The 26770-nt window shown below is 69.6% G+C and carries 22 protein-coding genes and 5 pseudogenes; 14 read left to right on the top strand and 13 right to left on the bottom strand.

Annotated elements, in window-relative coordinates; genetic code table 11:
- Positions 1-183: 183 nt before the first annotated feature.
- Positions 184-624, bottom strand: coding sequence for a molybdopterin-dependent oxidoreductase (locus tag ACIF83_RS40060; protein ID WP_399734932.1), 441 nt, complete (start codon positions 622-624; stop codon positions 184-186).
- A gap of 21 nt (positions 625-645) precedes the next feature.
- Between ACIF83_RS40060 and ACIF83_RS40055 the strand changes: the two genes are divergently transcribed.
- From ACIF83_RS40055 to ACIF83_RS40040, 4 genes are all read left to right on the top strand, one after another.
- Positions 646-921, top strand: a complete 276-nt coding sequence (locus ACIF83_RS40055) for a hypothetical protein (RefSeq protein WP_399734947.1) — start codon at positions 646-648, stop codon at positions 919-921.
- 701 nt (positions 922-1622) lie between these two features.
- Positions 1623-2222 carry a hypothetical protein gene (locus ACIF83_RS40050; protein ID WP_398141730.1) on the top strand — a complete coding sequence of 200 codons (600 nt, stop codon included), beginning with the start codon at positions 1623-1625 and terminating at the stop codon, positions 2220-2222.
- Positions 2223-2425: 203 nt separating this feature from the next.
- Complete coding sequence (locus tag ACIF83_RS40045; RefSeq protein WP_398141729.1) at positions 2426-3298, top strand: trypsin-like serine protease; 873 nt, start codon at positions 2426-2428, stop codon at positions 3296-3298.
- A gap of 552 nt (positions 3299-3850) precedes the next feature.
- A complete protein-coding gene (locus ACIF83_RS40040; protein ID WP_399734762.1) occupies positions 3851-4000 on the top strand; it encodes a hypothetical protein in 150 nt (49 codons plus the stop codon).
- Between the two features lie 516 nt (positions 4001-4516).
- Here ACIF83_RS40040 and ACIF83_RS40035 read toward each other — a convergent pair.
- Together ACIF83_RS40035 and ACIF83_RS40030 are read right to left on the bottom strand one after the other, a co-directional pair.
- Positions 4517-4795 (bottom strand): class I SAM-dependent methyltransferase, encoded by a 279-nt coding sequence (locus ACIF83_RS40035; protein WP_399734929.1) that lies wholly within the window; start codon positions 4793-4795, stop codon positions 4517-4519.
- Positions 4796-4804: 9 nt separating this feature from the next.
- Positions 4805-4906, bottom strand: a pseudogene (locus ACIF83_RS40030) (IS5/IS1182 family transposase); the annotation flags it as partial.
- 281 nt (positions 4907-5187) lie between these two features.
- On the opposite strand from ACIF83_RS40030, the gene ACIF83_RS40025 reads away from it, so the two are divergent.
- Complete coding sequence (locus ACIF83_RS40025; RefSeq protein WP_393483727.1) at positions 5188-5355, top strand: hypothetical protein; 168 nt, start codon at positions 5188-5190, stop codon at positions 5353-5355.
- A gap of 226 nt (positions 5356-5581) precedes the next feature.
- Here the strand turns inward: ACIF83_RS40025 and ACIF83_RS40020 are convergent, their stop codons facing one another.
- A complete protein-coding gene (locus tag ACIF83_RS40020) occupies positions 5582-6322 on the bottom strand; it encodes an ABC transporter permease subunit (protein ID WP_399734759.1) in 741 nt (246 codons plus the stop codon).
- Between the two features lie 18 nt (positions 6323-6340).
- Positions 6341-7096, bottom strand: a complete 756-nt coding sequence (locus ACIF83_RS40015; RefSeq protein WP_399734756.1) for an ABC transporter ATP-binding protein — start codon at positions 7094-7096, stop codon at positions 6341-6343.
- Positions 7097-7359: 263 nt separating this feature from the next.
- Between ACIF83_RS40015 and ACIF83_RS40010 the strand changes: the two genes are divergently transcribed.
- The 3 genes from ACIF83_RS40010 to ACIF83_RS40000 all read left to right on the top strand — a co-directional run bounded on the left by ACIF83_RS40010 (position 7360) and on the right by ACIF83_RS40000 (position 10713).
- Positions 7360-8586: a sensor histidine kinase gene (locus tag ACIF83_RS40010; RefSeq protein ID WP_399734753.1), complete on the top strand. Its 1227-nt coding sequence runs from the start codon at positions 7360-7362 to the stop codon at positions 8584-8586.
- The gene (locus tag ACIF83_RS40005) at positions 8583-9257 is read left to right on the top strand and encodes a response regulator (protein ID WP_393483739.1); all 675 of its coding nucleotides are present in this window, start codon (positions 8583-8585) and stop codon (positions 9255-9257) included. Before ACIF83_RS40010 ends, ACIF83_RS40005 begins: the two co-directional genes overlap by 4 nt.
- Before the next feature lie 538 nt (positions 9258-9795).
- Positions 9796-10713, top strand: coding sequence for an NADP-dependent oxidoreductase (locus tag ACIF83_RS40000; protein ID WP_399734750.1), 918 nt, complete (start codon positions 9796-9798; stop codon positions 10711-10713).
- A 941-nt stretch (positions 10714-11654) separates the two neighbouring features.
- On the opposite strand, the gene ACIF83_RS39995 is transcribed toward ACIF83_RS40000, so the two are convergent.
- Positions 11655-12134 carry a hypothetical protein gene (locus ACIF83_RS39995; RefSeq protein WP_393483745.1) on the bottom strand — a complete coding sequence of 160 codons (480 nt, stop codon included), beginning with the start codon at positions 12132-12134 and terminating at the stop codon, positions 11655-11657.
- A gap of 464 nt (positions 12135-12598) precedes the next feature.
- On the opposite strand from ACIF83_RS39995, the gene ACIF83_RS39990 reads away from it, so the two are divergent.
- Together ACIF83_RS39990 and ACIF83_RS39985 are read left to right on the top strand one after the other, a co-directional pair.
- The gene (locus ACIF83_RS39990; RefSeq protein WP_399734746.1) at positions 12599-14755 is read left to right on the top strand and encodes an NACHT domain-containing protein; all 2157 of its coding nucleotides are present in this window, start codon (positions 12599-12601) and stop codon (positions 14753-14755) included.
- A 491-nt stretch (positions 14756-15246) separates the two neighbouring features.
- A complete protein-coding gene (locus ACIF83_RS39985) occupies positions 15247-16686 on the top strand; it encodes a hypothetical protein (protein WP_399734743.1) in 1440 nt (479 codons plus the stop codon).
- Positions 16687-17955: 1269 nt separating this feature from the next.
- On the opposite strand, the gene ACIF83_RS39980 is transcribed toward ACIF83_RS39985, so the two are convergent.
- Complete coding sequence (locus ACIF83_RS39980) at positions 17956-18555, bottom strand: cation transporter (RefSeq protein ID WP_398141723.1); 600 nt, start codon at positions 18553-18555, stop codon at positions 17956-17958.
- A gap of 186 nt (positions 18556-18741) precedes the next feature.
- Here ACIF83_RS39980 and ACIF83_RS39975 point away from each other — a divergent pair.
- Positions 18742-19062, top strand: a pseudogene (locus ACIF83_RS39975) (transcriptional regulator); the annotation flags it as partial.
- Here the strand turns inward: ACIF83_RS39975 and ACIF83_RS39970 are convergent.
- Positions 19063-19419 (bottom strand): annotated as a pseudogene (locus tag ACIF83_RS39970) (DNA polymerase III subunit alpha); the annotation flags it as partial. It abuts the pseudogene before it with no gap.
- A 564-nt stretch (positions 19420-19983) separates the two neighbouring features.
- On the opposite strand from ACIF83_RS39970, the gene ACIF83_RS39965 reads away from it, so the two are divergent.
- Positions 19984-22818 carry a glycosyl hydrolase gene (locus tag ACIF83_RS39965; RefSeq protein ID WP_399734740.1) on the top strand — a complete coding sequence of 945 codons (2835 nt, stop codon included), beginning with the start codon at positions 19984-19986 and terminating at the stop codon, positions 22816-22818.
- Between the two features lie 37 nt (positions 22819-22855).
- A complete protein-coding gene (locus ACIF83_RS39960) occupies positions 22856-23200 on the top strand; it encodes a hypothetical protein (protein WP_399734737.1) in 345 nt (114 codons plus the stop codon).
- Here ACIF83_RS39960 and ACIF83_RS39955 read toward each other — a convergent pair.
- Positions 23197-23835, bottom strand: coding sequence for a TetR family transcriptional regulator (locus tag ACIF83_RS39955; RefSeq protein WP_399734734.1), 639 nt, complete (start codon positions 23833-23835; stop codon positions 23197-23199). The genes ACIF83_RS39960 and ACIF83_RS39955 overlap by 4 nt on opposite strands.
- A 914-nt stretch (positions 23836-24749) precedes the next feature.
- On the opposite strand from ACIF83_RS39955, the gene ACIF83_RS39950 reads away from it, so the two are divergent.
- Entirely contained in the window at positions 24750-25241 is a 492-nt protein-coding gene (locus ACIF83_RS39950; protein ID WP_393483764.1) for a hypothetical protein, read from the top strand.
- 458 nt (positions 25242-25699) lie between these two features.
- Here the strand turns inward: ACIF83_RS39950 and ACIF83_RS39945 are convergent, their stop codons facing one another.
- The 4 genes and pseudogenes from ACIF83_RS39945 to ACIF83_RS39930 all read right to left on the bottom strand — a co-directional run.
- The gene (locus ACIF83_RS39945) at positions 25700-25801 is read right to left on the bottom strand and encodes a hypothetical protein (RefSeq protein ID WP_399734926.1); all 102 of its coding nucleotides are present in this window, start codon (positions 25799-25801) and stop codon (positions 25700-25702) included.
- 121 nt (positions 25802-25922) lie between these two features.
- A pseudogene (locus ACIF83_RS39940) lies at positions 25923-26297 on the bottom strand (DUF6192 family protein); the annotation flags it as partial.
- Complete coding sequence (locus ACIF83_RS39935) at positions 26294-26497, bottom strand: hypothetical protein (RefSeq protein WP_399734731.1); 204 nt, start codon at positions 26495-26497, stop codon at positions 26294-26296. The pseudogene ACIF83_RS39940 and the gene ACIF83_RS39935, both read right to left, overlap by 4 nt.
- Positions 26498-26560: 63 nt before the next feature.
- Positions 26561-26770, bottom strand: a pseudogene (locus ACIF83_RS39930) (type III effector protein); the annotation flags it as partial.

The following is a 26770-nucleotide window of genomic DNA, read 5'->3' as shown; positions in this document are numbered from 1 at the left end:
GGTCCAGACGGAGGAGCGACCTCCGGACTTCGAGCGATCGAGCAGGGGCGTTCCGTCTGGGCAACGGGCGGAACGATCCGCACGCAGCCCGCAACCACGGGCCCCGGTTCTCAGGTTCCCGGGTGACCGACCGCCCGGACGACCAGATCCAACAGGTCCTCCACGAAGCGCGAGTCGGGCGGTTCACGTTCCGCCAGCAGGCGGTAGTGGCGCCGCCGCCAGTGTGGCGGCCGGCCGGATGTCGACGTCGGGCCGCACCACGCCGTGGGCGACCTCGCGCACGGGACTCGGTGCGTCTTCACTGGGCGGGGTGCGGCGTGTGTCCGCCAAATGGATGCGAGTGAGCCACTTCGCCGGGTTCGTGCCGAACATGCGTGGTGCCACGGCACGCAGCGGAAAGCCGTGGCTGGCGAGCAGGGGCTCACCGGCACGGTGTGGGCCAGGACGACCTCGTCGTGGGCCTGCTGCAAGGGAAGGTCCTTGAGGTACGCCAGGCCGTCCTCGCCGGCGTAGGAACCGGTGCTCGCGCCCTGGAACCAGACGTGGCGCGCCGAGGGCCGCGGGCGAGCCAGATCCAGGACCGTGGACAGCGGGACCCGTACCACTCCAGAGACTGCGCCGCACCGTACGGGAAGTGAGCGGACCGTGATGATCGGCGCGGGCAGCGGGGACCGGCCGGCGCTGGGCGTGCTGACGCAGTACCCAACGGCCACCACCGACCAGATGCACCGGGTGATCGCCGCCGAGGTGCGCATCGAGCAGACCCGTCGGCGGGCGTGCGCCGACCACTTCCTGGGTTCCGCGCCTCTCCCGGCCCAGAACCAACGGTGTATCGGAAGGGTATTGGAGTGTGGTCTGGGCCAGGGCGCCGAACACAGTCTGACGCCCGCCCGGCGGCGCCGGGTTCCGCTGCCCGGGTGACAGCCACCGACACCGCATGGAATCGGTCATCCAGTCACGGTGGCGGAGCGGGCCGGCGCTTCCAGGGGACGGACGTTCGATCCGCCAGAGCCCGGCGAGCGTGCTCCTTCCCGCAACGTCACAGGACACCGGGGGCGACGTTGCCGCCGGACAACTGAGGCTGCTGCTGCAGGGGGTGGGCGGCAGGCCAAGCCGCGGAGGGCAAGACCCGCGCCAGCTCGTGGCGTACGCGGTCGGCTTCACCACGAGCCTGAGCCGGCACATCACCGCGCTCTGCGACAAGGCGGTTGAAGATCGGGGTTTCCTGGAACACGCTGGGATCTGCCTTCTGAAGTTGACGCGGCACGGCGACCGCCGAGCTGCGAGCCGATCATGTGACAGATCAAGTATCCAGTGCCGCGAGATCGAGCAGTGATCAGCCGTCTCCCGAGCGGGCACAACTGCTTCCCCTCATTCGGGCCTTACGGTGACTCAGGCCGCTCGGCCTGCCTTCTGCAGGGCGTGCCGCCCAGACGTCTGCATGCTGATGAAGAGCGGCGGCTTCTGCGTCGGTGGAACAGGCGAACTCACATGCGTTCCCACGCAGGCAAGCAGCAGCTGGAAACGACTGCGGCGCCGGATCGGCCCGCCTCTGCGAACCGGCAGGCTCCCCAGGGGCGGGGCATGAGAAGGTGGCGGTTCGGCCCAGCAGAGGGGGGAGAATGGGGCTGGCCTACGGCTACGACATCTACCTGCGTCCCAGGAACGTCGCCAGGGCGCTGGCCAATCTGGCCGAGCTGGCGCCACCGGCCCGAGGGGTGCCGCCGCTCGAGCTCACACTGCCCGGCGGTGACCGGCTCGTCCTCCCGTTCACTTCCCACTTCCAGAGCGAGCCGGTCGACTGCTCCACAAGCAGCATGCTCGAACTCGACACGTCCATCATGTTCGGCGTCGATGACGCGGTGCGCGAGTACGTAGAGACACAGGGCCATGGAACCGAGGAGGACGGACGAATCGGAATCGGGTACGTCTACCTGACGATCCGGTTTGAGTCCCTGCTGCATCCTCGCTACGCGTCCATGGAGTTCTGGGCAGCGACGTCGGCGATGAGCCGCATGTTCGCGCGGTCGACCCGCGTCAGGGAGGTGTTCACCGGCCTCACCGCCGCCGGCGGCGGAGTGTGTTGCCTGTTCGACACCGGCGACGGCGGCCCCGAGCAAGTGTGCTGGCTCAACGGCGAGACGACCCAAGAGATGGTCTCCGGTCCCCGCTTTCCAGATCTGACCGCCCTTGTGGCGACATGGCCCGACCCCGACCAGTGAACACCGCCCGACTGATCTGCCTGTTGCGGGACTCAAGCCGGGCGACGGCGACCACATCGCGTGGCGAGCTGACCACTCACAGCCCCTACATAGGGAAAACCCTGGAAGGGCGGGCGTGCTCTTGTCGCTGCCGCCTTCAGGGCGCTTCACTGGCGCTCCACCCCCACAGGAGAACACCCGTCCCGTCGGTAGAAGGGTTTCTCTTGACCGCTCTACGCGCCTCCGCCGTCACCGCCGCGGCCTGTGCCGCCGTGCTCGCCACCGCGCTGCCGTCCTCGGCCATCAACTCGTACAACGCGACACCCGCACCCGAGCGCACCGAGGTCGGCGCGCTCATCGCGACCTGGGACAACGACGGCGACCCCTCGACACCCGACCGGGTCGACTGGGTCTGCTCCGGCACCATGATCGATGCGGACACGTTCCTGACCGCCGCGCACTGCACCACCGATTGGCCCGACAACGTGAAGTTCTACGTGTCGCTGGACCAGGACGTGCAGGCCGGCCTCGACGCCGCCGCGAAGAAGTACCCCGGCGATCCGGCCGCGCAGGCAGGCGCCGTCGCCGTGCAGGGCACCGCCCGCAGCCATCCCGACTACCCCGGGCCCGCGTCCGACCCGCACGACATCTCGGTGATCGAGCTGCCCGCGACCAAGGTCAAGGCCCGCTGGACCTTCACCCCGGCCAAGCTGCCCACAGCCGACCAGCTCGGCGCGCTCGGCCCGCAGGCGCTGAACTCCACCGACTGGTTCGTCGCCGGATACGGCACCCAGGAGGCCCAGCGCGGCCCCGGCGGCCAGACCCACCCCGGCGGCGGTGTCCGGATGAAGGCGCCTGTCACCTTCGACGCCCTCAACGACGCGTGGGTCCGCCTGGCGATGACTGAACCCCAGGGCAACGGCGGCGCCTGCTACGGCGACTCCGGCGGCCCCAACTTCGCCGTGATCGGCGGCCGTAACGTGCTCGCGGCCACCACGATCACCGGCGACGGGCCGTGCTACGCGACGAACGTGTCGTACCGCCTGGACACCCCGGGCGTCCGCGCCTTCCTGGCGCCGTTCGTGAAGCTGCCGTAGCGCCCCGCCGGGCAGAGCGCGCCACCTTCGCAGCGTCTTACCGCGCTGCCGGGCCCGCCGCCGACGGCTCGGACGAGCCTTCGGCGGCGGGCTGATCTCGGACGGTGACGGTACAGTTCGGCAGGCTGGGCTGCGAGCGCTGTTTTGTTGCCTGCCGCGTCGAGTTGACCAAGCCGACCGCGATGGAGCAGAGACAGACGGGCAGCCCCTTGACCAGGGCGCGAGGCGTGGGGCCACCCATGCCCTGCCAGTCCTGTCAGTAACGCAAGGCACTACGACGCTGGCGGGGCACCAGGCGCGCTCCGTAGCGTGTTCAGGCTCTCGTCTTCTTCAGCCGCTGGGCGGCCGGGACACAGCGCACGAACTGCGGCCTCATCTTCAGGCATGGCGTACGCGTACCGCAGCGGCAACCCGAGCAGGCAGCTCCACCGCCCCCGGAGCATAGGCAGGGCGTCTGTCCCACCTGCAAGGCCGCCGACGACGAGTGCCGGCCGCGGTCCTGTCCTCCCCAACCCGAGTCCCCGTAAGGGGTGAGGAAGGAGGTGATGCCCCATGCCGTGCGGTATCTGCGGTCACCCGGGCGGTCAGCACGCGATCGTGCCGGGACAGGCGCTGCCGAAGCCGGGCCAAACGGCGCCGATCTGCGTCGACCAGTGCGCCCGCTGCCGCGAGCAGCGGCATGCGGAGGCGGACGCCCGCTGACGCGTGAGACGCCCCGCATCCGGGAAGCGTCACAGATTCGCCTCGGTTCGTGATGATCGGTCAGGACAGAAGATGAGCCCTCGCGGCGGCAGCGGTCCAGACCGAATCACGCTGGATCGAGTGGCTCAAGCCTTCTCGGCGCGGATCGAGTAGGTGAGGGGAATGCGCGGAGCGCCCTCGGGATGCCGGTAGATGTCGCCGTCGTGGCGCTCAAGCGACTGGCGTTGGAGGTAGAAGGTGTGGTCGTGCTCGTGGAGAAACTGGATCCGTAGCCCAGCTCCCGCGATCGCCGAGACAACAGTCGACAGACTGTGCCGCCACTCGACGGTCTCCTTGTCCTCGTCGTTGCCGCCTCATCGGCGTAGGTGCCGGGACCTCCCGAGGGTTCCGGACCTTCATCGAAGTAGTCGTGCGTGCCGTGCTTCCGGTCTCGTCGTCAAGGGCGAAGCCGAAGGGATGGAACTCCGCAACGTACAGGCACCCAGCGGGAGCGAGCAGTTCAGCGACCACCGACGCTCAGCGGCTGACGTCGGGAAGCCAGTTCAGCGCCCCGAACCCGACGTAGACAATGTCGAAGGTCTCCCCCTCGACCGCCGAGACCGCGTCGTAGACGTCCGCGGTCACGAAGTGTGCGTCGATGCCGAGTTCGGTAGCGAGTCGTGACGCCGCCTTTGTGGGGGGGGAGAGAGAGAAGTCCAGCCCGGTGACCTGTGCTCCTCGGGCCGCCCACGACAGCGTGTCCCGGCCGAAGTGGCACTGCAGATGGATCAGTCGCTTGCCCCTGACATCCCCCACCTCGGCTGTTTCGCCTCCCGCAGGCCGTCTGGCTGGTGTGGTCACCCACGCGCCGGCACCGATGTAGGCGCGATCGGCCAGGATCGGTACCCCTTGGCGCTCGCAGACCCTGAGGACCGCCGGCGGACGAAGAACCTGCTGTTCCACCAGCGGCACCGGAATCAAGCCGCCGAGCGGGAGTCGGGAACCATGCACCGCGTCTGCACAGCGGGCGGAAGGTCAGCAAGCGGAGACGCGGCTGCGACGCTTGCTGACCTCTTGCTGACCAGGGGGCAACCGTCCCGGAAGGACCCCGACGGCGCACGCCGATCCGCTTGGGAGGGGCGCGACCGGCAGTCCGGCGCCTGGTGCCACTTCGACGGCGTGCTCCGGAAATGAGGCAGCGGGGAGAAGTGCGAGACGACCGGCGCTGCACCGCCTTCCGTCTCGCCCCCCGCCGGACCACCATCGCGCCCGCCGACCGCGGCCACGTCGAAGCGGTGCGCAGGCTGGTCTTCGACACGCCGGCCACTCGTCAGATGACCCAGTCGGCCGTCCTGGCTCCTCACCCACCCGTGTGACCGCTCCCCGACTGGGCAGCTTGACCCGGACCAGTGGGGTCCGGCGCTGGTCGGCCGCGTCGTGGATGAGCAGTTGACTAAGGTCGCGACGCCTGAACGGATCGGCGCCCGTGTGCCGACCGGAACGGCCACATCACCCGCCCGAACGGAACCGCGAGACCGCGACCGGCCTCGTCAGCGACGGACGGTCGCCCCGGTGCACCGGGGCTTGGCGAGCGGGAAGGGGTCAGGAGACGTCGCGGCGCATGGACGTGGTGACTGCGAGCACCGCGAAGAAGAGCGTGTAGCCGGCGAGGACGGCGCCGCCGCCCGAGCGTGGCAGCAGGCTTCCGGACGTCATGGCATTGGCCCCGGCGCCGAGTGCCTGGCCGGCGTTGAACGGCAGCCAGCGGGCAAGGTTGCCGATCAGTTGGCCGACGGTGCCTTCGACCAGGGCGACCCAGGCCAGGGCGACGGCGATCGCGCCGACGAGGCTGCGGATGAGGGCGCCGACTCCCACGCCTATGGCGGCGAAGGCCGCGTTCCAGGCGATGCCGCCGCCGATCGTGGCCCACATGTGCGAGTCGGTCCACGCGAAGGAAATGGCCTTATCCGCCCACCAGGCGGCAGCGACGCCGAGGCCGACGAGGCTGCTCACCACTCCGGACACCGCGGCGCAGACCGCGTAGACCACGAGCTTCGCGCCGATGACGCGCCCGCGTGCGGGAGTGCTCAGATACGTGTCGGTGATCGTCTTGTGCCGGTACTCCCCGGCGACCGCGAGGATGCCGAAGACCAGAGTGAAAATCGAAGTCAGGCCGACGTGCGCGAGAGCGCCGCTCTGCGTGGCCGTATCGAGCGGCTTGTCGTCGGAGACCACCAGACCGCTGACACCGGCGGTCACCAGCAGGGGCGATGCGGCCAGGAGCAGCCACGGGCTGCGGACGGTGCGCAGTTTCAGCAGCTCGGTGCCGATCAGAGTGTGCATGTCGTTCATTCCTCGCGCTCAGTAACGGGCGGATGCCGTGGCAGCGCCGGTCATGGGGTCGGTGTCGGGGGCGGACGTGAGCCGGAGGAACGCGGCCTCGAGCGTCTCCCCCTTCGCGCCGGTCAGCTCGCTCAGCGGACCCGCGTAGCGCAGCGTGCCACCGGCGACGATGACCACACGGTCAACGGTCTGCGCCACCTCGCTCAGTACGTGGCTGGACATCAAGACCGTTCGTCCTTCGCCGGCCAGGTCGCGCAACAGGTCCCGCAGGTCGGCCATGCCGGCCGGGTCCAGCCCGTTGGCGGGCTCGTCCAGGATGAGCACCTTCGGGTCGCCGAGCAGGGCGGAGGCCAGGCCCAGCCGCTGGCGCATGCCGAGCGAGTAGCCACTCACCCGCCGGTGCGCCGCGTCGGCCAGGCCGACCCGCTCCAACACCTCCGCGACGCGTGAGCGCGGGATGCCGCCGGCCTGGGCGAGGATCCGGAGGTGATCGAGGCCGCGTCGACCTGGGTGGAAGCCGGTCGCCTCCAGTACGGCGCCGACGACCCGTCTCGGGTCCCTGAGGTCGACATAGCGACGGCCGTCGATCAAGGCCCGGCCCGCAGTGGGAGTCACCAGGCCGAGCAGCACGCGCAGCGTGGTGGTCTTGCCGGCCCCGTTCGGGCCGAGGAACCCGGTCACCACCCCGGGCTCCACGTCGAAGGTCAGCGAATCGACCGCGGTCACCGCGCCGTACCGCTTGGTCAAGCCGTCGATCGTGATGCCGCCGTTCATCGTGTCCTCCAGGAAGGGACCGGCGCATGGGTCGGGTACATCAGGGTTCTCCGTTTCCGTGACATCGACGAGTCCGCCGTCGGCGCCCGGCACCGGGCGCCGCAACCACCCTCCCGGCCTGGCCACCGCCTGTCGTCGCCCTGCCACGGCAACCCCGGCTACAGCGCACGTGGTGCTCGCACGGGCGTATACCGCACCCGCGGTATGCGCTGGTACGGCACACGGCCGACGGCGTTCCCGCTGCGCCTGCCTATCGTGAAGGCATGAACGCCATCGGCCATCTGCGTCGCGCCGCTCGCCGCCATGCGCATCTGGCGGACGTGGCCATCGCCCTGGCTGTTTTCACCGCCACAGCGCTGACCGCCTTCGCCGGGCATTCCGACAGCGTCGGCGGCAGCCGCACCGTCGCGCTCGTCGCCGCCGCGCTCGCCTGTGGGGTACTGGCCGGACGGCGCCGTCGCCCGCTGGCGACCCTGGCAGTCAGCGCGGCGGCCGCGGAGCTGTTCCTCGCCCAGAGCGGCGGCACCGGCGGGGTGCTGGTCCTGCTTGCCCCGTTGACCGCCCTCTACACAGTGGCCGACCTGGTCGAACGTCGGCGCGGCCTGGTTCTCGGCGCCTCGGCGGTGGCCGCGCTCGCCCTCATCCACGCAGTGCACAAGCCGGCGCTGCTGGGACCGCAGAACCTGGCGTTCATCGCGCTCGGCGGCCTGGCGATCGCGGCCGGCGACTCCTCCCGCAACCGCCGCGCCTACCTCGCCGAGGTCGAGCAGCGAGCCGCGCGCGCGGAACGCGAGCGCGAGCGGGACACACGGCGCCGGATCGCCGAGGAACGGCTGCGCATCGCCCGCGACCTGCACGACGCCGTCGGACACCAACTCGCCCTCATCAGCGTGCAGTCCAACGTCGCCGGGCAGGCGCTCGACAGCGACGTGGCTGCGGCAAGCGAGGCGCTCTCGCATGTGAAGTCCGCCAGCCGCAAGGCCCTGGGAGAATTGCGCGACACGGTCAGTCTGCTGCGCCAGCCCGGAGACCCCATTGCCCCCACCGCGATCCCCGCACCCGGACTGGACGGACTCGACGAGCTCCTCGCCTCACTGCGCGCCTCCGGCCTGCACATCGACTGCCACGTCGACGGGAAGGTGGTGTCCCTGGCACCCGCGGCCGATCTCACGGCGTACCGCGTGATCCAGGAGTCACTGACCAACGTCTACAAGCACTCCAGCCGACGGCAGGCACGCCTGACGCTGAGCTACGACCGGCACGAGTTGCGCATCATCGTCGACGACCCGGGAGGTCAGCGCAGCGCGGGCGGGCATGCCCACGCCTCGGGCGCTGTCCCACCCCGTCGGCACGGCATCGTCGGCATGCGGGAACGGGTCCTCGCCCTCGGCGGCCGCTTCACCGCTGGACCACGCCCGGACGGGGCCTTCCACGTGGCCGCGGACCTGCCCTACCAGCCCCTCGACCTCTCCCCGGAGCTCGCCCCGTGACCATCCGCGTAGTCATCGCTGACGACCAGCCCCTGGTGCGCACCGGTTTCAAGGCCCTGATCGAGCCGGCGCCGGACCTGGAGGTGGTGGGCGAGGCCGGCGACGGACGCGAGGCAGTGCGCCTGGCCAAAGCCGCGCAGGCGGACCTGGTGCTGATGGACATCCGCATGCCGGTCCTGGACGGCCTCGCGGCGACCCGTCTGATCACCGGTGACGAGGACCTCGCCGGGGTGAAGGTCCTGATCCTGACCACCTTCGAGATCGACGAGTACGTATTTGAGGCGCTGCGTGCCGGGGCCAGCGGCTTCCTGGGCAAGAGTGCCGACGCGGAGGAGCTGCTGCAGGCCATCCGCACGGTCAGCCGCGGCGACGCCCTGCTGTCCCCCGCCGCGACCAGAACCCTCATCAGCCGCTTCCTCAGCACCCCCGCCACGCCGCAGCCCCTTGACGAGGCCGCCCGCCACGGACTGGAGGCGCTGACCGAGCGGGAACGGCAGATCACCGCGCTCGTGGCGACCGGCCTGTCCAACGACGAGATCGCCGCCCAGCTCGTGCTCAGCCCCGCCACCGTCAAGACCCACGTGAACCGCTCCATGGTCAAGGTCGGCGCACGCGACCGCGCCCAGCTTGTCGTCTTCGCCCACCGCAGCGGCCTGGCCGAATCGTCGTAGGCTCCGGTCAGCAGGAGTTCACGACCCCACCGGTCCGGTCAGCACCTCGGTGAGCACCGCGGTACCTCCACTCTCGACCGCCGCCCGCAACTGGTCGGCCTCGGACCGGTGCTGGAAGGACAAGGCGCGGGGCGCCTTCGCCGGCCGTGGCATTGCCGGTGTCCGCGGCTACCTGCCTTGGCCCTCGCGGTATCCATCACCGCAACCCCGGGCTGTGGGCCTACGGAGGACTGCAGCAATGCCGCGTCGGCATGACAGTGAGCACCATGACAGCTGTGGTCCGCCGCCGCCGTGATTGAGAATTCCCCATGTTCTGCCACCTCCGCCGTCACTCTCCGTCGATGTTCCGGGGCCCGAGTTGCACGGTGCGAGTCAGGCCACAGGTGAGTCCTGGGCGCGGACGGCATCGCCGTGGGTCGTGCTCTTGGGAATACGGATCCGCGCTTGATCTTTGAACGCGGTGGCACGGTCGACGTCGGCGCCTCTGCCGCGAGGCCGTCCAAACCTTGTCCGAACGAGAAGGTGCGGTGATCACGCGATGCAGGCGGTGCGGTTTCACGAGTACGGCGGGATCGATGTGCTGCGGGTGGAGGAGGTGGAGCGGCCGGTGCCCGGTCCCGGGCAGGTGCTGGTCGAGGTCCGCGCGGCCGGGATCCAGCCCGGCGAGGCGCACATCCGCACGGGCGCGCTGCACGAACGCTGGCCGGCGACGTTTCCCTCTGGGCAGGGCAGCGATCTGGCTGGCGTCGTGGTGGAGACCGGCCCGCACGTCCGGGGGTTTGCGGTGGGCGATGAGGTTTTGGGCTTCACTCACCGGCGGGCCAGCCATGCGCAGTTCGTCGTGGTCGACGACGTGAATCTGGTCTCCCGTCCGGCGGGGTTGGCCTGGGAGGTGGCCGGGGCGCTGTACGTGGCCGGCACGACCGCCTATGCCACCGTGTTCGCGGTGGACCCCGGCCCGGACGACACGGTCGTCGTCTCCGGCGCGGCGGGCGGAGTCGGGTCGCTTGCCGTGCAGCTCGTGCGGCAACGCGGCGCCACGGTGATCGGGCTGGCGAGCGAGCGGAACCACGCCTGGTTGAAGGATCGCGGCGTCCTCCCGGTCGAGTACGGGCCAGGTGTGGCCGAGCGGATCCGTCAGGCGTCCGGCGGCAGGGTCGACGCGTTCATCGACACCTTCGGCGACGGCTACGTGGCACTGGCAGTGGAGCTGGGCGTGCGGCCCGAGCGAATCAACACGATCCGCGACTGGCAGGCCGCGGCCAAGGTCGGCGCGCGGACCTACGGAGAAGGCGCGGCGGCGTGTGCGGTCGTGCTCGGCGAGCTGGCCCGGCTTGCCGCGCGTGGGCAACTGGAGGTACCGATCGCCCGCACCTACCCGCTGGAACAGGTGCGAGACGCCTTCCGCGAGCTGGAACAGCAGCACACCCACGGCAAGATCGTGCTCCGACCCTAGCCGCGGCTGCCAAGGCGACCAATTCTCCTGCTGCCCACAGCTGTTGCGTGGGGCGGCGTGGCGGGTCGGGCAGGCTTTCACTCCCCGGCCGGCCTCGGAGGTCCGTTCGGGAACATCTCGGCGTAGGCCAGGCGCTCACGGTGGCACTGGTTGATCTCCTCGTCCTAGCGCCGCAACCCTGGCTTCCTTGCTGGCTGGGCGGAGGCACACAACGGGGCCCGCCCGGGCCGGAGTACGGCAGCGGCGGGCCCCGAGGGAGCTCGCAGGCGGCAGCCTCCGGCCCGGCGCCCCAAGGGCGCCAGGTGCCGTGGCTGACGGGTGGCTTGTTCAGAAGGGCGGTTCGTCGACCTAGCCGTGGCGGAATGTTCGCTCGCGGTGTCCCAGGGATCGGACCTGTGCGAGGTGCGGCGGCGCCTGTTGCGCCAGGCGTAGAGGCGGTCGATGGTGCGGACCGGCCAGATAGGCAGGTGGTCAATCAGAACGCGCCGGGTGGGGCATGTCGGGCAGATCGGCGGCTTACCGGATGCGTGCTCTGCGGCGGCGTCCTTCGGCCTCGGCAGATACCCGCTGCCGTGGCAGGTGCGGCAAGAGTACTTGGGGCCGTGGATCGAGTACTTGGGGCCACGAGAGAGGGTGAGTGTCATCAGGCTGTGCGTGAAAAGGAGTTCGAAATACCCGAAGCGCCATGCCCACTCAGGAGGATCCTTGGCGTCGTCGTGCGGGCGGGCGGGTTCAGCGAACAGCATGGGCATCTCCGGTTCAGTGGGTGGGGCTGGGGTGCATGGACGGTCCGGCGGCGGGGAGCGACCCGCAGGACGCTGGCGACAGATGGGGGTACCGGACACGGCCGGCTCGATCGGGCCGAGGACCGGACCGTGTGCGCATGTACTGCCGGAAGGGCACCCTTGAGTGGGGCGGGTCCCCCGGCGCTGCGAACAGGATCAGTGGCAGCGAACGGGTGCCGAGCGGTGCTCGGCGAGGTCGGGCGGGGCGCAGCAATCAGTCTTGGAATCGGGCGAGACGGTGTCGCCGGACTCGGTCTCGGTGCAGTAGGCGTCGAAGACCTCGCCCGCGGTGAGGGGTTCCAGGCGCCGTCCGCTCACGCGCCATCCGTAGACGCGGTCGGAAGTGCCGGGATCGCTGGTGCGCATGACGAGTCCGCTGGGACGCTGGGTGGCGAGACGGTGTCCCAGCAGTTCCTCCCACCCCCACTGGAAGTCCCGCAACTCTTTGCCAGCCGCGTCCCAGGCGGGAAACAGTGCGGTGTACCCCTCCTGGCGCCGGCCGCGCAGCCACTGCCCGTGCTCGATGCTGGCCTGGTCGGCGGTCTGGCGCCGGGTGCCGTGGTATCCCACGTAGGCGACGCCGAAGGTGCCGGCGAGGCCAAGTGTGGCGGTGAGGAAGACAGTGGAGAGCGGCAAGGTCCACAGGCAGCGGATGCCCGAGCGCGGTGGTGCAGCTGAGCAGCGATGCCTCTGGGGTCGACGGCTGGAAGACCGCCGGACCAGGCAGGGCAGTGACCAGTTCGGTCCACACGGCTGGAGCGACCTCCATGAGACTGTCCGGCTATCGAGTGTTCAAGCGGCCCCGTCGGCGTGCGCTGGTGTCTCACGCGTAGCGCGAGACGCGATTGATCACCGCTCGGACAGTATCGTCCTGGTCGGCCGGGCGCCCCAGCTGCACTGGCCGGGGCATCTGCGGCGCGGTGACGGCAAGCAGCGGGGGCGCACATCGCGATTCGTCCGCAGGGCGGAGGCCTGGCGCAGCGTCACGTGGCGGACAGTCAGGGTTGGATCGCCGTCTTCGCAGGCGATGTGCTTCGGCGCCGCCCTGGCAGCGAGCTCAAATCCCGGGAACACCGTGCAGGGTCCCGCATGATCACTGTGTGAGACGTGTACCGAAGCAGGTCGGACTGCTCTACGTCGTCCTGGTTGGGGCGTTCCTGGCGTGGTACACACGCGGCCACAAGGTCGACTATCTGGTCGCCGTGGTCTCCGCGTTCACCGCCCTGCTCGCGCTGCCCGCCGCAGTAGTCGCCGTGCTCCGCTCCGGCAAGACCGCACTGGCGCCCACCCATCTGGGGGACGTGGCCGACCAGCTCGCCCAAGCAGTACGCCAGCAGTGGGAGGCCGAGGCCCGGCTACGCCGCCTGAACGACCCTTTCCCGCTGCCGGTCGCATGGGAGGCAGCCGACGCGGACCTCGTCGAATCCTGGACGCAGCTGAAGGAGCTGGCCGAGGACTGGCCTGGCCAGTCCCCCGAAGCCGACTCTGCGTGGGCTGTCAGCCCCAGGGGTCTGGCCGGCGAGGGGGGAAAGCTCGCCGAGGTCTTCGAGCACGTCCCCACCCGCCGTCTGGTGGTCCTCGGCGAGCCCGGTGCGGGCAAGACCATGCTGCTGATCCGCCTGCTGCTGGCCCTGCTCGAGCACCGCCCGCCCGGAGGCCCCGTCCCGGTCCTCTTTCCCCTGGCTTCCTGGGACCCGGCCCGGCAGGACCTGTACACGTGGATGGCCGACGAACTCGCCCAAGACCACCCCGCTCTACGCGCCCTCATCCCCGCAAACCCCCCGCAGGCCGGCACCTGCACCCAGGCGCGCGCCCTGCTTGCCCATCGGCTGGTCCTGCCCATCCTCGACGGCCTGGACGAACTCCCCGAAAGACTGCGGGCCCGGGCCTTGCACGCCATCAACCAGGTACTGCCGGCCCGGCAGCCGCTGGTGCTCTCCAGCCGCACCACCGAGTACCGAAGCGCCCTGACCACACCAGAAGGGGCGACCGTGCTCCTCAACGGAGCCGCCGGCATCCGCCTCCTCCCGCTGGATCCCGCGAAAGCGGCCGCCTACCTGGAACGCGACGCCGGAGGCTCCGCCACCAAGGCCGCAAACCGCTGGACCCGCGTAACCGCTGCACTGGCCACCGACACGCCTGTCGCTCAGGCTCTGAGCACCCCGCTCGGACTGTTCCTGGCCCGCACCATCTACAACCCCCGCCCCGACGAACACCTCTCCGACCTACCCGACCTGTCCGACCCCGACGAACTCCTCGACCAGACCCGCTTCCCCACCCGCCAGGACATCGACACCCACCTGTTCACCGCCTTCATCCCCGCCACCTACCGACCCCACCCCGACCGGCCCACTCCGTGGAACGCCCAACACGCCCAGCGCACCCTCGCCTTCCTCGCCCGCCACCTCGAACACAGCATCCACGGCACCCCCAACCTCGCCTGGTGGCAACTCCCCCGCGCTCTGCCCCAACAGGCACTTGCGGCAGGGCTCACTGTCGGGCTCATGGCCGGACTACCAGCCAGTCTCCTGGCCTGGCTGCAAGCCGGGCTCCCGTCCGGGCTTGAGGGTGGGGGCGTTATCGGGTTCACGTGTGCAGTGGTGGCCGTGGTCATCGCCTGGTCCGTAAGAGACAGAAACCCAAGTTCTGGGATCCGCTGGAGCTGGAGAGGCAAATCCTGGCTCACCGTCGGACTCCCTTTCGGGCTGGTGTTCGGACTTATTGCCGTCGTCACGGTGGAGCCCGCGACCGGGTGGGGGCACGGGGTCGTGGCCGGACTCCTCGTCGGGCTGCTGTTCGCGCACATGGGCGGAGTCAGGTCGGTACACCCTGACCTGGACAAGGCAGTGGGACCCGGCACGGTCCTGCGTCGGGATCGGCGCACGTTTTGGGTCATCACGATGGCGGTGGGGACCCTGGGCGCAATCGCGGATGGGATGGCAACCGCGTATGGGGTCGCAGGGCCGATTGGGATGTCAGTCTGGTCACGGGAGGGGTTCCTGTTCTTGCTCACAGCTGCGCTTGACGGGTTCGTGCTCGGACTCCCGCTCGGCTTCATGCTCGGACTCGCCCGGTCGGTGTGGATGCGGTTCCTGGTGGCGCGAACAGCACTGGCGGCAGCGGGGCGTGTGCCCTGGCGCTTCATGAGCTTCCTGGCCGACGCCCACGAGCAACGAGGCGTACTACGCCAAGCTGGAGCCGTCTACCAGTTCCGCCACCTCGACCTCCAACGCCACCTCGCACAACACCAACCATGACCCGCTCCGTTGTCGTTTCCCAAGAGCGCCGTCAGTGGTTCCCGCTACCGTGGAGTCCGGCTGCCACACGTCGGCCTGACTCCGAGCCAGCTCCCGCCCGCGCGGGGCTGGCGACCGAGGACAGAGGGTCTCCGACTCACGTGCCGCATCTGCCCGTCCGTGGTCACGACGCCCGCACGGTGGGGATGCGTGGGATCTCCGCCGCCTGAAGGGGAATTCCGTGGCCGGCGACAAGCAGTTCAAGAAGGCCGCCCGTGCGCTCGCGGCTCGAGAGGGCATCTCGTACACCGACGCGTGCTGGCGCCTGCGGAAGGCGGCAGCACCGTCAGCCGCACCGGCGGACGCGGTCCGGTACGGATGGCAGCAGATCCGGTCGACGCGCTGTCCGCCGTCGTCGCCGAGCAAGGCCTCGTACCGGTGCGGGCGATCTGGTCCGAGGACGCCCGTCGGCCGACTACCGCCGGACGCAACACCGGGGAGTGCTGGGGGGGGTGGCCGAGCCCGCCGCCGACGGCGACGTCATCCGCGAAGGCCCCTCGGCCATGCGCGCCGTGGAGAAGGGCACGCGGGTGCCCGCACCGCACGGCCGGCGGGCGGGCGGGCGGGTGAAGGTCGCCGCACTGTGGCCGGTCGTATGGCAGTCCAGCGACGCGCCGTTCAGGCTGTTCGTGAACAACGGCTGGTCGGTGGAGCAGCCCGGCAACTTCCCCGACGGCCTCGACCCGATGTACCCGAGCCGCGATCTCTCCTACGAGGTCCGCGTCTACACCGTCCCCGACGGGATCGTGGGCGAAGACCACTGGGGCGGCGCGCCGCGCTGGTGGACCACGGCCTGGTGCACCGACCTCGACAAGGCCCGCGAACTCGCCGATGCCCTCGGCTCCCACCGGCTGCACACCACCGAGCGTCCGCCCGGAGGGAACAGCGGAGACCTGCGGGCCGAAGTCTGGGAGCACCTCACCACCGACCGGTCCACGCTGCCAAACCGGGTCCACCGAGCCGACGCCGACCCCGGCCGGCCGAAGGCGCCGCAGCTGCCGTTCGACACCTGGCCGCCCGGGCGCCCGCACTCCCCCGCGCCCACGCCCGAACCCACCTGGTTCCCCAACGAGAAGCACCCGCCGCACTACGAACTGAAGGAATGGAACGAGGACCGCGGGTGGACGTCGCTCGCCTGGTTGACCGGCGGCCGCACCCCGGCCGGTGTCGCCGCGACGCTGCTGCAGGTCGGCACCGGGCGGCCGTTACGCCTTCGCCGAGACCTGAGGACCGCGCTACCCCGACACCTGGCCGCACGACTGGACGCAGGAAGGCCGGTGCCTGACCGACCACCACCCGGCCCGTACGCGGAGGACTCCGCCCGCCTCAAGGCCGAACGCCGGGCGGAGGAGGAGTATCTGGTTGCTGCCCTCGCCGAACGCAGCCGGGGCGCGCTCACCATCGACCAGGTCGCCAAACGGCTCCGGGTCGGCGGGCAGGAGTACCGGGACTTCCTTCACATCGGGACCGTCTGTATCAAGGACGCCCTGCACCATGCCCACCGAGCTGCCGAGGGCACCGAACGGCTGCGGCTGCGTGAAGCCCTGGACGCGCTGGAGAACCGCCACGAGGTGGCCGACTGGGTCGCCGACCTCACCCACGCCCACCTCGCCACCGATCTCGACGACGGGGGCTCGGGCGTTCCGGCGCCGGGCGCTGCAGGAGTTCCTCGCACTCAGCACGAGCACGGACGGCGTCCGCGGCCTGGCCAACTCCTGACCTGCGACGAACAGCAGGACGCCCCCGCCTGCAACTCGCTCGTTCGCGGGGCGTCCTGGGGTGTCATCAACGTGCGCGACGAAGGGTTTACGCGATCCGGCGCCGGAACTTGTCGCGCGCCACCGCGTCGCGCCCACACCAGCCGACCCCGGGAGGTGAGCAGCAGGTGGTAGCGGCCGGGGCTGGTCGTGCGAGCCGGATCCCTCGGCGCCGGCCGGGCTCGTGGACGATCGCGTGCTTCGTCGCCCGCTCACCGATCTGGTAGTGGTCGGAGGCGCGGCTGACGTGCCGACCGCGGCGCCGATCTGGTCCTAGGTGGGTGCCTCTCCCTGCTCGGCGATGTGCTCGCGGATGCAGCGGAGCATGAGCTACTGGATGTCGGTGAGGTGGTCGACGCGTGCATGCTTCGATTAGATCTCTCGTTCGAATTTTGGTGCGACCTGGAGGCGTGACCGACCTGCCTCCCGACCTTGCTGTCCTGTGTCAGCGAACGTTGATTGCTTGGCATCGAGGATTGGGCGGTGGGGACCAAGCGCCCTCCGGCGAGCCGAGGATGCAGTCAGCGTGACGGCCGCTCTACCTGACCGGACCTTCATCTTCTCCCGGCTGTTCGTCAGGCATGTCCATGATGGCCTCTCGGGTGTAGTGAGGGCTCCGCGGGGGTGGGGCCGCCCCAGGCGCCATGAGTTCGGCGAGGAGTCTGCTCAGGTCGTCCGTGGACAGCGCCAGTCCCAGGGTCTGCACGATGCGCAGAGCGCAGTCCCGAATGGACTGCGCGTCCTTCTCGGGCGCCGCCGTGTTCCTGATCTCGTCACACACTCGGCTGAACTGCTCAGCGCTGATCGTTGGCCGACTTACCGGTTGCTCCATGGTGCGCTCCTCCTGGAAGAGCGGGCCGTTCCACCCGCTCTTCCAGAAAGCGCTGAGCACGACCCAACGGCAACCGGAGAGCCAGCGCGCAGGCGATCGGCCAGAGGAGCTCAGACTTCGTCGGCCAACGCCTGGCCTTGCAGTCCGTCCGCTTCGGAATCGGTTCCTGACAAGGTCCGACGATTACCAGCCAGCCGCCCCATTTCCCGTCATCGACCTCCACCGGCAAGGGTGATCAACTCGTTGGGCGTCCCGCACACCCAACCGAACTACGACGCTAGGACCCTGCAGCCGGCATCGCGCTTCCTGCGCGGCACCTGGGTGAGCCCCTGCCGTTCTGCCCGAGCCCGTCGCTGCAGACTGAGACTGACCCGAACTCGCGCGGAGCAGCACAGAGCCACGCGGTGAGCGCGAGCCGGACAGCGCATTCGCCGACCCGGGGCCTACTCGCTCTTGCCGCACAACGGGACGTTCGCAGGCGCCAGGTCAGTGCGCACAGCTGGTAGCCGGCACGTTTTCGAGGTACGCGGTACTCGACCGTGTTGACCAGGCCTGCTGGTCGATTCCGGCGCTCAGTGCGTGCCGAAGAAGATCTCCTTGACCTCGCGCAGCCCGTAGTAGACCAGCACGTACCCTGCGGCCGGGTCGGCCCACCACAGGCCGGCGAAGGAGTTCAGCAGGAGGCCGATCAGCACGGCGGCGGCCAGCAGGCCGTCGATCAGGGTGACCCGGCCCTCGGTCTTGAGCACAGGGTTGTCCAGCGCGCTGCCGGTACGTGCCTTGCCGGCGGCGAGCGCGAACATCACCAAGGCTGTCACCACGGTCCAGCCGATGCCCAGTGGCGAGTGGTGGGGCCGGGCGTCGGTGGACAGTACCCAGGTGGACTGAACCAGAAGGTATACCGCCAGCAGTGCGAAGCCGACGCCGATCAGCTTCAGCGCACGGCGCTGGCGGTCCTCGCCGGTACCGGACAGTTCCCAGATCACCACGGTGGAGGCGCCGATCTCGATCAGGGAGTCCAGACCGAACCCGGCCAGGGCCACGGATCTCGCCGTGATGGCGGCGACGGCGAGCACCACGGTGCCGATCACGTTCCAGCTGAGGGTGGCGTACTCCAGGGCAAGGCCGCGGCGGACGAGCGTCCTGCGGGTGGCGTCGTCAGTGCTGGTCACCGAGGGATCCTCGCAGACCTGCGGGTTGGTCTGGAAGGCTCTTCGGGCTGCTGTCGAAGCGTGTGAAGAGGTCGATCCGCTCCGTCTTCTGCCTGCCCCTCCCTCCCGCCAGGAGGCGCTGTCCGTTCTCGTAGAAAGAGTCGGCGGAAGATTGGCAATCTGTTGGTCTCTCGCTCTCCGTTTGCTGTCGCCCGGGTGCTCCACCTCGACGACGAACGCGGCTACCTCTTCCAGCTCGCCGACAAGACCACCACCCGCACCCGGCGGCGCGGCCGGCAGAATGTCCAGCCGCAGCTGCAGCGAGTGCTGGACGACCTGACCACGAACCCGGCCATCGTGCAGGGCCGCCGCGGGGACGTCCTCGCCTGGAACACCCCGGCCGCCGCGCTGGTCACCGATTTCTCCCAGCTCCCGGAGAAGCACCGCAACTACCCCCGGATCATCTTCGTCGACCCGTCCATGCGCAGCCTGTACGCCAACTGGGAGGGCTCGGCCCACACCCCCGTGGGCGGCGAGCTCTTCGAGGTCCCATGCCATCTCGCCGACGACGGTACGGCGCGGGCCGCGGGCTTCGACGGTGCCGCGCACCAGGAGGAGCCCGCTGTGAAACACGGTGTGCGCGCAGGCGTCATGGCTGTCTTCGAAGAACGCGACGTCGACCAGGTCCGAGCCGTCCTCCAGTGTGCAGAAGATGACCCGTTTTCCGGACGGGATCGGCGGGGTCTGGGTGGAGGCGCGCACCCCGGCGACCAGTACCTTCTGGCCGGGGATCATGCCGCGAAGGTGGGCGGCGTCGGTGGCGCCGAGCTCGCGCAGCAGCCGGTGGTGGTGCTCCATCAGGTGCTGGCTGACGTCGATGGAGAGTGAGGGACTGGCCGGGGTGTTCGATGGTCCAGCGCAGCGTCCAGCCGCCGTCTTGTGCGGGTTCGATGCGGGCGAGGCAGGCGGTGGTGACGGGCAGGCTGGTGTGGCCATCAGGTCATGAGTGGACGAGCGGCTGGAGGCGCCCGCAGTTGCCCATGAGTACCTGGGCCAGCGGTCTGCCATCCTGTCGCCGCTCGGCATCGCATGATGGCGCAGAGTATTGACTCCCCACTCAGTCGCTCTTAGCCTCCCCGACTTGAGAGCGCTCTCAATCTGTCATCGCAAGGTATTTCCGTTCTCGCCCCTTGCCCAGGAAGGGCACCGGGCGAACCCCTTGCGTGCACTGATCACGCAAGGTGCACGAGTCCTGTCCACGTTGCGTGCCGTCGCGCGTGACAACCCACGTCTGGGAGAGCCGCAATGTTAAGAGAAACCGATCAGCTGATCAGTGTGGCGGATGGGCGCCCGCCGTCAGGCGGAGGTCCGGCCGTCCCGGTGACCGGCAAAGGCGGCACATCCGTCTGGTGGCCCACACACGGGCGGCGTACGGCAGTGCTTGTGGCCGTGGCTGCACTTCTCGGGGCAGCCTTGGCGGTGTTCACGCCGCGGACGGCCGGCGCCGACACGGTGGGGCAGGGCAGTTACACCACCACGGCGCCCGGTCCGCTGCCGTCGGGATGCGGGGACCTGTCCACCAATCCGCGGCACTGGGTGACGGCGAACGCCCCGTCAGGCGCGGTGCCTACCAACGACTGGTGGTCGTCGGTCCTGTGGAAGCGCACCAACTGCGCCTACGGGGAGCCGATGTACGCGCAGCCACTGGGCTTCAAGGCACAGTCGGGAGGGCTCGGGGTCTCCTACAGCACCAAGCCGACGATCTCGGGAAGCGGCAAGGGCGTGGGCGAGTACCACTTCAACTACGCGGAGGACTTCGTCGCCGGCGTCTCGGGGCTGACCGCTCCCGAGGTGAAGGTCGATGACTGGAGCGACTGGACCGTCAGCCCCTACCTCAGCGACGGCACGCACACCCTGCGGGCGACCATCGGCTCCGGCCTGCCGTTCGCCTACTTCCGGGCCGCGGGCGGCGACGCGCAGGTCAAGGCCGTCTCCGACGCAGTGGTCGACGTGTGGTCCAACTCCGGCCCCACGCTCGGGTACACGGTCAACGGGCACGACTACGTCGCCTTCGCGCCGACCGGGGCGACCTGGACCGTCAATGGCTCCACCTTCACCTCCTCACTCGCCGGCAAGGACTACTTCTCGGTCGCAGTGCTGCCGACCACGCCGTCCACCTCGGCGTCCGAACGTGCCGGACTCGCGGCCGAGTACGCCAAGTACGCCTACGACGAGGTGAACGGGACGGCGGTGTCCTACCGGTACGACGAGGCGGACAGCACCGTCACGACCACGTACCGGTTCACCACCACCGTCCTCGAGGGGTCGGCGACCGGCACGGTCGCGGCCCTGCTGCCCCATCAGTGGCGCCACCTGGCCGATGGCAGCCCGCTGCCGCAGACGTACATCTCCTCACGCGGCCCGCTGAAGGTGCTCACCGGCATCACGTCCTTCACGACGTCGATGGTCTTCCACGGGGTGCTGCCTGAGATACCAGCCGTCGCCGACAGTTCCGGCGCCGACGCCACGACACTGCAGGACTACCTCAACGAGGAGAAGGCCGACCCGACCCGCCAGCAGAGCGACGACACCTACTGGACCGGAAAGGGCCTCGGGCGCGCCGCACGACTGGCGGAGATCGCCGACCAGACCGGCAACACCGACGTGCGCGACGCCGCCCTGTCCGCGATCAAGTCCAAACTCACGGACTGGTTCACCGCATCCCCCGGCGAGACGGGCCACCTGTTCTACTACGACCGCAACTGGGGCGCCCTGATCGGCTATCCGGCCTCCTACGGGTCCGATCAGGAACTGAACGACCATCACTTCCACTACGGCTACTACATCGCCGCCGCAGCGACCCTCGCCAGGTTCGACCCCACCTGGGCCGACGTCAGCCACTACGGCGGCATGGTCGACCTGCTCATCCGGGACGCCAACAACTACGACCGCGCCGACAAGCGCTTCCCCTACCTGCGGGACTTCGACATCTACGCCGGCCACGACTGGGCCTCCGGCCACGGCTCGTTCGCCGCGGGCAACAACCAGGAGTCCTCCTCCGAGGGCATGAACTTCGACAACGCGCTCATCCAGTGGGGCACTGCCACCGGGAACAAGGCCGTCCGGGACGCCGGGATCTACATGTACACCACCCAGGCCGCAGCGATCGCGGACTACTGGTTCGACGCCCACCACCAGATCTACCCCGGCGACTTCCCGCACAAGGAGGTCGGCATGGTCTGGAGCAACGGAGGCGCCTACTCCACCTGGTTCTCCAGCGCCCCCGAACAGATCCAGGGCATCAACCTGCTCCCCGTAACCGGCGGACACCTCTACCTGGGCGACGACCCCGCCTACGTCAAGGCCAACTACCAGGAGATGCTCAGCCAAGGGGGCAAGACCCAGCCCGGCATCTGGCCCGACATCTGGTACGAGTACCTCGCCCTAGGCGACGGCGACGCCGCCCTCGCCGACTTCCGCGCCAACAACTCCTTCACCTCAGAGGAAGGCGAAAGCAAGGCCCACACCTTCCACTGGATCCGCAACCTCGCCGCCCTCGGCACCGTCGACACCACCGCCACCGCCGACAGCCCGCTGACCGCGGTGTTCGTCAACAACGGCGAACGCACCTACGTCGCCGCCAACACCACCGCCACCGACACCACCGTGCACTTCTCCGACGGAACCACCGTGCAGGTACCCGCCGGAAGGACGGTCACCGCCGGCGCCCACACCTGGAGCGGCGGCAGCGCACCCGGCGGCACGGGTCCCAGCCCTACTCCCACTCCCTCGCCCACCGGCGGTGGTTCCTCGCCGACGCTGTACCTGCACGATGACGGAGGACTGACGGGAACGGCCGGGACCGCGGGCAGTGTCACGCTGACGTCGGCGGACGGCACGAACCATGACGGCGATCCCTACCGGCCGGTGACGTTCACCGCGTCCGGGCTCGACATGAAGTACCAGGGCGGGGCGACGCAGTTCGACCTGGCGGTCGACGCGAAGGAGGCAGTCGGCGACGCGGTCCAGATCCAGGTGTCCTACGACTGCACCGGGGACGGAAAGTGGGACCGTGCGGAGACCTACCGCTACTTCGCCACTGACCCGGTGACCGGTTGGGAGCACTACACCGACAAGGCCGGACTGGCCTCACAAAGCGGCACGCTGTGCGACCTGAAGGACGGAACCGTCCAGGCGAAAATCTGGAACGCCCTGGGCAACGCCACCAGCACCCTCGCCACCGGTAACCAGTCGGCCCTCCGACTGCCCTACAGCGTGACCTGACATCGGCAGGGGGACGTCCGGAACCAACTGCAGCTCGGTGGTCAACTACTACAGGGAGATCACCGTGGCCTACGAACGCGAGCTCGCCCAGCTCGAGGAGAAGGGACGCCGACCGCTGCGGACCGCAGCCACAGCCACCGACGACCCGGCGGCTGGGATTGTAGGCAGCACCCGGTACCGGTGGGAGCTGTCACAACTCCCGCCGGGCCTGGCGTGTAGGGGCTGCGGTCAGCTGGCGAGGGTGGCGAGGAAGTTGCGGGCGGGCGACAGCCAAGAGATCCGGGATCTTGTTGGTGAGACGACCGAGGACGACGGTGATGCCTGGTCGATGAGTGACCGGACCTCGGTGGCCGCCCCGCTCCTGGGAGGGCGAACCAGCTAGCCGCAGCGCGAAGCCTGGCTCGGCGGGGCTGCCCCGAGGGCCAGGCGTAGCGGGGGGCTGTAGATCCGGGTTATTTCATCAGGTGCCATGGAGGCGATCGGTTCGAGGCGGAGGATGTAGCGGGTCACGATCAGGCCGGCGATCTGGGCGCAGAACGCTGCGGCGCGTTTGCGGGCGTCCCTGCCGCCGGTCCGGGATGCGATCTTGTCGATCAGTTCCTTCTCCGTCATCTCCCTGACCAGGTCGGCGAAGGCGGCATCGTGCGCGGCCCCGGCCACGAGGGCGCGCAGGGGTGCGCCGGTTTCGGTGTCTTCCCACAGCGAGAGCAGGGCGTGCAGGGCGCGCTGGGGGAAGGTGGCCGGGTCGCCTTCAGCGGCGCGGCCGAGGATGTCGGAGGGGTTGACGGTCAGGGCGAGAGCCGCGCTGAGCAGACCCTTCTTGGAGCCGAAGTAGTAGCTGACCAGGGCCAGATCCACGCCTGCCTCGGCGGCGATGGAGCGCAGGGTGACGTCCTGGTATCCGCCTTCGAGGAACCGCCGACGGGCGACGTCGAGGATCTGGGCGCGGGTGTCGGGCTTTCCGGGCCTGCGCCTGACCGACTGGGTCGCCGGCAAAACCCGCGACCAGCTCGCCATTGACCCAGGCGAGCAGACCGCCCTCACCGAAGGCCTCGCCCGCTGCGCCGACCAGCCCATCACCGTCACCCTCGCCCACTGAACGAGCGGCCGGGCCCTTCACCATGGGGGAAAGCGAAGGCCTGGCCAGGCACCACAACCCCACACCCCTGTTGCACCCTGCAGGCGATCCAGCCCCGCTACGCTGCCGAGCCGTTACTGCCACGATCACCAGGCCGCATGCTGCGCGCCGACACCGCCCTCGGTCGCCTCGCCCAGGCGCCGACCGGGCCCTCCCCCGCACGACCCGTTCCCCCTCGGCGGGCCAGGCCGGCTTCATGCGCCGACCCCTGATCGCGCTCGCCAGCGGCCTGCCGGCATCCGATGGTCACGACGCCCACCATGGGGGCGCAAGCTCTCCACCTCGGCCGTGAATGCGCCGTCCTGGCGCCGGTGTTCTCTGCGACTGCGGCCGTGCAGGTGACGTGCCGCCCGAGGGCTCGACAGCGCACCAGCAGGCCGCTCTGCCAAGATCGCGACTTTGTTTGCTCGGCTCAGCCGAGCATGCGCCCTCGCCCAACGACTCACCCACGGTCCTGACAATGTCAGTGACTTTTAGTGTCACTCGAGTGCTGCAGCGCCGCCCGCTTGGTCATGACGAGAGCCGGAGCATCCCGTCAAAGGCATCTGGGACCGGTCCACGGCCGTGCGGGGGATCGCGGGCTTCGGCTCAGCGGCGCTATACATCCGCACCGCATGCCCGCACGAATCCAACGGGTACTTCGTCGGGCGAACATCAGGCCTCGATACCACCCGAACGACGCTGTGAGGCTCGTCGATACACCGATCTTTTCGTGATCAACTCTGACCGGATAAGCGGAAGTCACACGGCCGGTAGTGCCGTATTACCCTCGATCCGCTAGGAGTGTCTCGGCATGCGTAATTTCGGATTGCTCGGTCGGAGTACCGTGGCAGCCTTGAGTGCGGTTGCGTTCTCCGCCCCGCTGGCTTCAGCTGCTGCCGCCTCATCCGTGGCTGACGGCCAACAGGACGAGCAGGTGCTATCACTGGTCGCGAAGACCACTCAGTTCACACCGAACGGCTCGGGCGATGCCCAGGGCAACGGGTTCACACTCGCCAACGACCTCTACCGCGACGACCAGAGGGTCGGCTCCGGCGGCGGAGGCTGCACCATTGTCCGCCTCGAGACAGGAGCGAGCACCGGCACTCTGCAGTGCTCCATCACCTTCGCCCTCAGCGACGGTGACATCACGGTCCAGGGCTTCGCTCCCTATGCCCCGCCGCCCCGCGACTTCAACCTCTCGATCAACGGCGGCACGGGGAGCTACGCGGAAAGCCGCGGCTACGTGCACGGGCACACCGTGGACGACACGACCACCGAACTCACATTCCACATCGCGCCCTGAACGACGTGCTCCCCCCGGAAGCCGTGACGCCGAGCCTGAACAGCCGGCGGGTGTGGGACGAGGTTGATGATGCGCAGGCAGCGTTCATTCTCGGCGCAGCCTCCGGGATGATGGGGTCCGCAGGACTCGGCGAGTGCCGCGATCCAAACGCGGCCCCTCACGTGTGGCGCTCGGTCAGCCGGCCTGGGCTTGTTCGGCTTGGGCCTTGGTGTGAGCGAGGCGGTAGGACTCGGTGCCGGTCTGGATGATGGCGCCGTTGCCGGTAGCCCCACGTCTTGTCCCAGGTCACCGGCGGGAGCCCCTTCGCGGCGGCGACCTGGCGCAGGTGCGCTCGGTGGCCGCCATCAGCTGGACGATCGTCAGACCGGCCGGACGGGCCTCCAAGAAGGCGGACAGGATCGCTTCGGCGTGGACGTGAGCGGGAACGCTCCGCCCCATCGTTACTCGCCCGAGCCCTTTCAGCAGCTTCTGAAGCTGCTCGTCCAGGTCGACCTGGCCACGGTGACCGCGTTCTCGATCCAGTCCGCCGACGCCCGCACCCGCGCAAGGCCCCGCAGGATCGTCTCGCGCTCGGCGTCGTCGTAGGGCTCGCCGCGCAGGTTCGGAACGATCCTGCCGGACGGTGACGGTGAACTGCGTGCAGGCCACGACCAGGTCCATGTACTGGGTGCGCTGGGTGCTGTGCTCCATGCGCCGCAGCTGGTCCAGCTGCGGGGCGGCCTCCTCCTGCCCGTACTGGACCTGCTGGCGGAACTGGTCGAACTGCGCCTCGTTCACGGCATGCCTGGCAGTGTCGTCGGCCATCGCCTTCGGGGCGACCGCCGGGCGGCGCAGGAAGTCGGTGGCCACCCGCGCGGCCACCTGGTCGTCGGCGGCCAGGTCGTGGATTGCGTCCACCTTCTCCTGGACACTCTCGGGGTGTCGAACTTCCAGCCGACGATCCGCTTCGCGCTGTCGTGAGTCCAGCGCGCAGGTCCGCCGCGCGGGTTGGGCGGGGGCCCGCCGCCTGACCCAGCCGACCCGTTCAGCTCTCCAAGCCCCCAGCGCCGCAGTCACTCCTGGAGCCGCGCCACGCCGGCGTCAGCCTGCGACGGCGTCAGCCCAGTCTTCCGTTCCGGCTCCGGCTCCGGCTCCGGCTCCGGCTCCGGCTGGCTGAGTCTGCCCGGATGCGTCCACACCGCCCGCGCGACCTTGCCCGCGCACAACTCCTTCTCGATCACGCGGACCTCGATCACGCTGATGACCAAGCGGCTCACGCGCCGCAAGACCTGCCCATCCGGGCGCATCCCTACGAGTGCCTGCCGCTCTGCGAAATCCAGTCAGTCGGGGGCCGCCGGGTTCGTGGCGGAGTTCGTAAGGGCGTCGAGTCGGGCTACGAGGTCGGGGTGGGCGGGGGACAAGTGAGGGCGGGTGGCGTGGAGGGGGCGGATGAGGGCGGCGGGGTCGTCGTCGGCGAGGGCCGCGTGGAGCTGCCTGAGCGGGGAACGCGCGGCGGCCGGAAGGTCGGTGAGGGCGGTGATCTGGCCGGC

The sequence above is a fragment of the Streptomyces sp. NPDC085866 genome (genome assembly GCF_044541035.1).
Taxonomy (GTDB): Bacteria; Actinomycetota; Actinomycetes; order Streptomycetales; family Streptomycetaceae; genus Streptomyces.
Note: the sequence above shows the minus strand (reverse complement) of the source record. Positions and strands in the feature narration are given on the sequence as shown.

Coding starts and splice junctions, on each gene's coding strand:
- ACIF83_RS40050 (WP_398141730.1), top strand. CDS start 1,623: ATGGGGCTGGCCTACGGCTACGACATCTACCTGCGTCCCAGGAACGTC.
- ACIF83_RS40040 (WP_399734762.1), top strand. CDS start 3,851: ATGCCGTGCGGTATCTGCGGTCACCCGGGCGGTCAGCACGCGATCGTG.
- ACIF83_RS40020 (WP_399734759.1), bottom strand. CDS start 6,322: ATGCACACTCTGATCGGCACCGAGCTGCTGAAACTGCGCACCGTCCGC.
- ACIF83_RS40015 (WP_399734756.1), bottom strand. CDS start 7,096: ATGAACGGCGGCATCACGATCGACGGCTTGACCAAGCGGTACGGCGCG.
- ACIF83_RS40010 (WP_399734753.1), top strand. CDS start 7,360: ATGAACGCCATCGGCCATCTGCGTCGCGCCGCTCGCCGCCATGCGCAT.
- ACIF83_RS40000 (WP_399734750.1), top strand. CDS start 9,796: ATGCAGGCGGTGCGGTTTCACGAGTACGGCGGGATCGATGTGCTGCGG.
- ACIF83_RS39955 (WP_399734734.1), bottom strand. CDS start 23,835: ATGGCGAGCTGGTCGCGGGTTTTGCCGGCGACCCAGTCGGTCAGGCGC.
- ACIF83_RS39950 (WP_393483764.1), top strand. CDS start 24,750: ATGCGTAATTTCGGATTGCTCGGTCGGAGTACCGTGGCAGCCTTGAGT.